Raw genomic sequence first — 5,266 nt, 5'->3', positions numbered from 1 at the left:
GTCTCCGGTACGCCGGGCCCGGCCGTCTCCGGTACGCCGGGCCCGGCCGTCTCCGACCCGGCGGTCTCCGACCCGGCCGTCTCCGACCCGGCGGTCTCCGACCCGGCCGTCGCCGACCCGGCGGTCTCCGACCCGGCGGTCTCCGACCCGGCGGTCTCCGACCCGGCCGTCGCCGACCCGGCCGTCTCCGACCCGGCCGTCGCCGACCCGGCCGTCTCCGACCCGGCGGTCTCCGACCTCGCCGGCTCAGCCGTTCCCGGCTCAGCCGCCCTCGACGCCGAAGCGGGCGAGGACGCGGGCGACGACGCGGCCGTCGTCTCCACCCTCCTGCGTCTGATCTTCCCCTACCTCCAGCGGCGGGGCCGCGTGGCGGAGATGGAGGTGCTCGGGCGGACCGCGCTGCGGGTGGCGCGGCGGCTCGGGGACGCGGTCGCCGAGGCGTACGCGCTGGGCGATCTCGCCGGCCTGCACTTCCTGACCGGCCGCCAGAGCGACGCCCTCGACCTCAACGGCCAGGCCCTGGCCATCTGGCGGCGGCTGGGGCGGCTGTCCTGGATCCGGCGCTGTCTCAGCAACCGGGGGCTGCTGCTGGAGGCCCTCGGGCGGTACGAGGAGTCCGGGGCGGCGCTGCGCCAGAGCCTGGAGTTCTCCCGGCGGCTGGGCGATCCGCACGGCGAGGCCGTCACCCACAGCCATCTGGGCAACCTGTACGAGCACACCGATCCCCGCGCCGCGATCGAGCAGCACCGGCGGTCCCTGGCCATCGGGGTCGACACCGGGGCGGTCATCGTGCAGCACTCGGCGCACTGCAACATCGGCTACGCCCACCTCACGCTGGGGGAGCCGGCCGCCGCGCTGGCGCACTTCGAGGAGAGCCTGCGCATACTCGGCGGTCACGGCGACTGGCACGGCGAGTCCCAGACCCGGCTGGGGCTCGTGCGCGCCCTGCGGCCGCTGGGCCGTGTCGAACGCGCGCTGGGGGAGTGCACCGAACTGCTGCGTCGCGCCGAGGCCCGCGCCGACCGCTACACGGCCGGTCTCGTCCGCCACCAGCACGGTCTGCTGCTGCGCGAGCAGGGGCACGGGGAGCGGGCGTACGAGGAGTGGCGTCGGGCGCTCGACGCGCTGGACGGGACGGACGAGAAGACGGTCACGGGGGAGCTCAGGGAGCTGCTCGCGGGCCGGGTCTGACTACTTCGCGTCGGCATAGCACTCCACCACCGCCGCGGTGAACGGGAACCGCACGGGCGTCTCCCCGAACGTCAGTCGTCCGGCCAGGTCGGACGCCTCGCGGATCGCGGCGACGACGCTCTCGGCCTCCTCCTCGGGACAGTGCACGATCACCTCGTCGTGCTGGAAGAAGACCAGTTCGGCCGCCATCCCCGCACAGGCCTGCCGCAACGCGGCGAGCAACAGCAGCGCCCAGTCGGCGGCGCTGCCCTGGACGACGAAGTTGCGGGCGAAGCGCCCCCGCGCGCGGGCGTCGGTCGAGGCGTATCCCGGCGCCCACTCCTGCCCTTCACCCTCCCGGTCTCCTCGCGGCCGCCTCTGCGCGCGTCCCGCCCCGGCGGCGTCGGCGTCGTCCTCGGGGAGCGGGATGCCGGCCTCCTCCGGCCCCGCGTCGGCGGATCCCGCCGCCGGCGGGCAGGTCCGGCCCAGCCAGGTCCGCACCAGCCGGCCCTCCTCCCCGGCCCTGGCCGCCTCGTCGACGTAGGCCACCGCGCGCGGGAAACGACGGCGCAGCGCGGCGAGGTTCTTCAGACCGTCCCCCGAGGTCTGGCCGTAGACCGCGCCGAGGACGGCGAGTTTGGCCTGGCCGCGGTCGCCGGAGAAGGCGCGGTCGGAGACGGACTGGTAGAGGTCGCTCTCCCGGCCCGCGACCTCCATCAGCCCGGGGTCGCGGGAGATCGCCGCCAGCACGCGGGGCTCCATCTGGTCGGCGTCGGCGACGACGAGCCGCCAGCCGGGGTCGGCGACCACCGCGCGGCGGATGACCTTGGGGATCTGCAGCGCGCCCCCGCCGTTGGTCACCCAGCGGCCGGTGACCGTCCCGTGCGCGATGAACTCCGGCCGGAACCGCCCGTCCCGCACCCAGTCCTGCAGCCACGACCAGCCGTGGGCGACCCAGATGCGGTAGAGCTTCTTGTACTCGATGAGCGGCTTCACGGCCGGGTGGTCCACGGACTCGAGCTCCCAGCGCCGGGTCGACCGGACCCTGATCCCGGCCTGCGCGAAGGCCTTGACGACGTCGGCGGGCAGGTCGGGGCGGACCCGGCGGCCGAAGGCGGCCGACACCTCGTCGGCCAGCTCGGCCAGCCGGCGGGGCTCGCCGCCGCCCGCGTAGCGGTCGCCGAGCAGGTCGTGCAGGACCGCGCGGTGCACCTGCGCGCTCCAGGGCAGCCCCGCCCGGTTCATCTCGGCGGCCACCAGCATGCCCGCCGACTCGGCCGCCGTCAGCAGCCGCATCCGGGCCGGGTGTTCGGTGAGGTCGTGGCGTCGCTGCTGGTCGGCGTAGACGGCAAGGAGGTCTTCGAGCGGCAGCCGGGCGGCGGCCCGCGGCTCGAACAGCGGGGACTGCGCGCCGGGCGCGGCCGCGCGCGACGGCGGATCCGGCGGTACGGGGCCGCCGCGCAGCCGGGCCATGGCGGCGGCCGCCGAGCGGGGCTCGCCCGAGCGCCCCTCGTGGCCCAGCAGGAGGCTCTCGGCGTCCTCGACGTCGTAGCACCGCTCGACCCGTACCCCCGCGGCGAGCAGCGGAGGATACGCCTCGGCCGTGGAGCGCCAGACCCAGCGGGTGACCTCGGGCCGCTCGCGCACGGCCCGGGCCGGGTCCGCCTCCCTCAGCACCGGGCCGGCGGGCAGCCCGCCGGGGCCGAGGGGGGCGAGTTCCACGCCACCGTCCTCGGCCGGAGCGAGAGCCCACCGGTCGGCCATGCTCCGAGTGTGGCAGGGGGGTCTGACAGACGGCCCTTCTCAGCCCCGTCGCCGCGCACTGCCGCTCCCCGCCGCTCCCCGTCCTCCCCCTCCGGCTCCTACTGCTCTACTTCTGGTCCGGCTCCTGTGCCTGCTCCGGCTCCTGTGCCTGCTCCGGCTCCTGTGCCTGCTCCGGCTGCTGTGCCTGCTCCGGCTGTTGCGCCGTGACCAGCTCGGCCAGCGCCTTCGCCAGGAACTTCTCGGTCTTCGCCTTGTCGACGCCGAGGCCGCTGAGCACGCCCTCGCCGTTCTCGTGCTCCAGCAGGGCCAACAGGAGGTGCTCGGTGCCCACGTAGTTGTGGCCGAGCCGGAGGGCCTCGCGGAAGGTGAGTTCGAGGACCTTCTTGGCGTCCGTGCCGTAGGGGACCAGCTCCGGCGGCTCCTCGACGGCCGGCGGCAGCACGGCGGTCGCGGCCTCGCGGACGGCGTCCAGGGAGACGCCCTGCTCGGTGATCGCCTTCGCGGCGAGGCCCGCCGGCTCGGCCAGCAGACCGAGGACGAGGTGCGCGGGCAGCCCCTCGGCGTTGCCGGCCGCCTTGGACTCGTTGTGGGCCGCCATGACCACGTTGCGCGCGCGGGGGGTGTAGCGGCCGAAGTTCTGGCCGGCGTCCGCGTCGGCCGACTCCTTGGGCACGAACCTCTTCTGCGCGGCCTGCCGGGTGACGCCCATGCTGCGGCCGATGTCGGTCCAGGACGCGCCCGAGCGGCGGGCCTGGTCGACGAAGTGGCCGATGAGGTGGTCCGCGACGTCGCCGAGGTGGTCGGCCGCGATGACCGCGTCCTGGAGCTGCTCGAGCGGCTCGTCGTGGACCTTCTTGATGGCGTCGATGAGGTCGTCGAGACGGACGGCCGATGTGGTGGCGGGGCGTGGATGCGTCATGTGTCAACCCTAGGTTGACAGTCATAGAGTGTCAACCCGAGGTTGTCACCCAGGGGCGTTCCGTCGCACCCTCCACGGCCCCTGCCGCGTGCGAGGCTGCCGCGCTGCCCTCCCGCGCGCGAGGCTGCCGCGCTGCCCTCCCGCGCGTGGGGGCCGTCCCGTCCCCGTGACACGATCGAGCGGTGAGCAGCACCAGCAGCAGTCCGGCCGACACCGTCGAACGCGCCTTCCGGGCCGCCCTCCACGACAGCGCCGACGCCGCCCTCGACACCGGCGCGTCGCTCCTCGCCGCCGACCCCGCGACGGACGCGGAACTCACCCGCCGGGGCGGGGAGCTCGTCGCGGCGCTCTGGCGGCGGGGCTGGCAGCCCGCGGACGCGGTGCGGATCGTGCGCCGCGAGCTGGACGCCGTCCACGTGGGCCTGGTGACGGCGTTGATCCGCGCGCAGGCGCGCGACGACCGGGCCCGCGGCCGGTGCTGGGCGGACCAGCTGGCGGAGCTGCCCGCCGACCCGCCGGCGCCCGCCGACCGCTTCTCGCACGCCACCGCGGTCCTGGAGCTGTACCGCCTGCTGCTGCGCCTGCCCGCGCTCGAACCCCTCCAGGAGCGCGAGCCGCACCGGCAGTCCCGCCCGGGCTCGCACTCCCGCATGCTCACCCGGATCCGCGCCCTGCTCGCCAAGGCCGAGGCGACCGGGTTCCCCCAGGAGGCGGAGGCGCTCACCGCGAAGGCGCAGGAGCTGATGGCCCGGCACAGCGTCGACGAGGCGCTGCTCGACGCCCAGGCGCCGGGCCCGGACGCGCCCGGCGCCTGCCGGATCGGCGTCGAGCCGCCTTACGAGCAGGCCAAAGCGGTGCTGCTGGACGCGGTCGCCGGGGCCAACCACTGCCGGGCGGTGTGGAACGAGCCCTTCGCCTTCTCCACCGTGGTCGGGTTCGAGGCCGACCTGGAGGCGGTCGAGCTGCTCTACACCTCGCTGCTGGTGCAGGCGCAGTCCGCGATGGCGAAGGCCGAGGCGGCCCAGCGGGCCGGAGGACGCAAGCGGACCAAGACGTTCCGGCAGTCCTTCCTCGCCGCGTACGCGCACCGCATCGGCGCCCGCCTCGGCGAGATCGCCGCGGCTGCCGACACCGCGGTCGACGACGCTCTGCTGCCGGTCCTCGCCACGCGCGCGGTCGCGGTCACCGCGGCGGCGGACCGCATGTTCCCGCAGACGGTCTCCACGCGACTGCGCGGGGTCACCGACGAGGCGGGCTGGACCGAGGGCGCCGAGGCGGCCGACCGGGCCCGCATGCGCGCCCGCCCCCACCTGCCCTGACCCCCCGGCCGACTGCCCTGCCCCCCGGCCGTCCGTCCGGGCCGTGCGGCTCACCCGGCCGTGCGGCTCACCCGGCCGTCCGTCCGGGCCGTCC

Annotated in this window: 4 protein-coding genes; 2 read left to right on the top strand and 2 right to left on the bottom strand. The window is 75.8% G+C overall.

Annotation, left to right across the window (positions count from 1 at the left end; genetic code table 11):
• A partial coding sequence (locus ACFVYK_RS22625; RefSeq protein ID WP_389776788.1) for a tetratricopeptide repeat protein occupies window positions 1–1,191 on the top strand: 1,191 nt, incomplete at its 5' end.
• Here the strand turns inward: ACFVYK_RS22625 and ACFVYK_RS22620 are convergent.
• Together ACFVYK_RS22620 and ACFVYK_RS22615 are read right to left on the bottom strand one after the other, a co-directional pair.
• On the bottom strand, window positions 1,192–2,934 hold the full coding sequence (locus ACFVYK_RS22620; RefSeq protein WP_389776786.1) for a bifunctional 3'-5' exonuclease/DNA polymerase: 1,743 nt from the start codon (window positions 2,932–2,934) through the stop codon (window positions 1,192–1,194).
• A gap of 106 nt (window positions 2,935–3,040) precedes the next feature.
• Window positions 3,041–3,853, bottom strand: a complete 813-nt coding sequence (locus ACFVYK_RS22615) for a Clp protease N-terminal domain-containing protein (RefSeq protein ID WP_389776784.1) — start codon at window positions 3,851–3,853, stop codon at window positions 3,041–3,043.
• Window positions 3,854–4,035: 182 nt separating this feature from the next.
• On the opposite strand from ACFVYK_RS22615, the gene ACFVYK_RS22610 reads away from it, so the two are divergent.
• Complete coding sequence (locus ACFVYK_RS22610; protein ID WP_389776781.1) at window positions 4,036–5,172, top strand: DUF2786 domain-containing protein; 1,137 nt, start codon at window positions 4,036–4,038, stop codon at window positions 5,170–5,172.
• Window positions 5,173–5,266: the final 94 nt, after the last annotated feature.

Source organism: Streptomyces sp. NPDC058291 (genome assembly GCF_042880855.1).
GTDB lineage: Bacteria > Actinomycetota > Actinomycetes > Streptomycetales > Streptomycetaceae > Streptomyces.
Note: the sequence above shows the minus strand (reverse complement) of the source record. Positions and strands in the feature narration are given on the sequence as shown.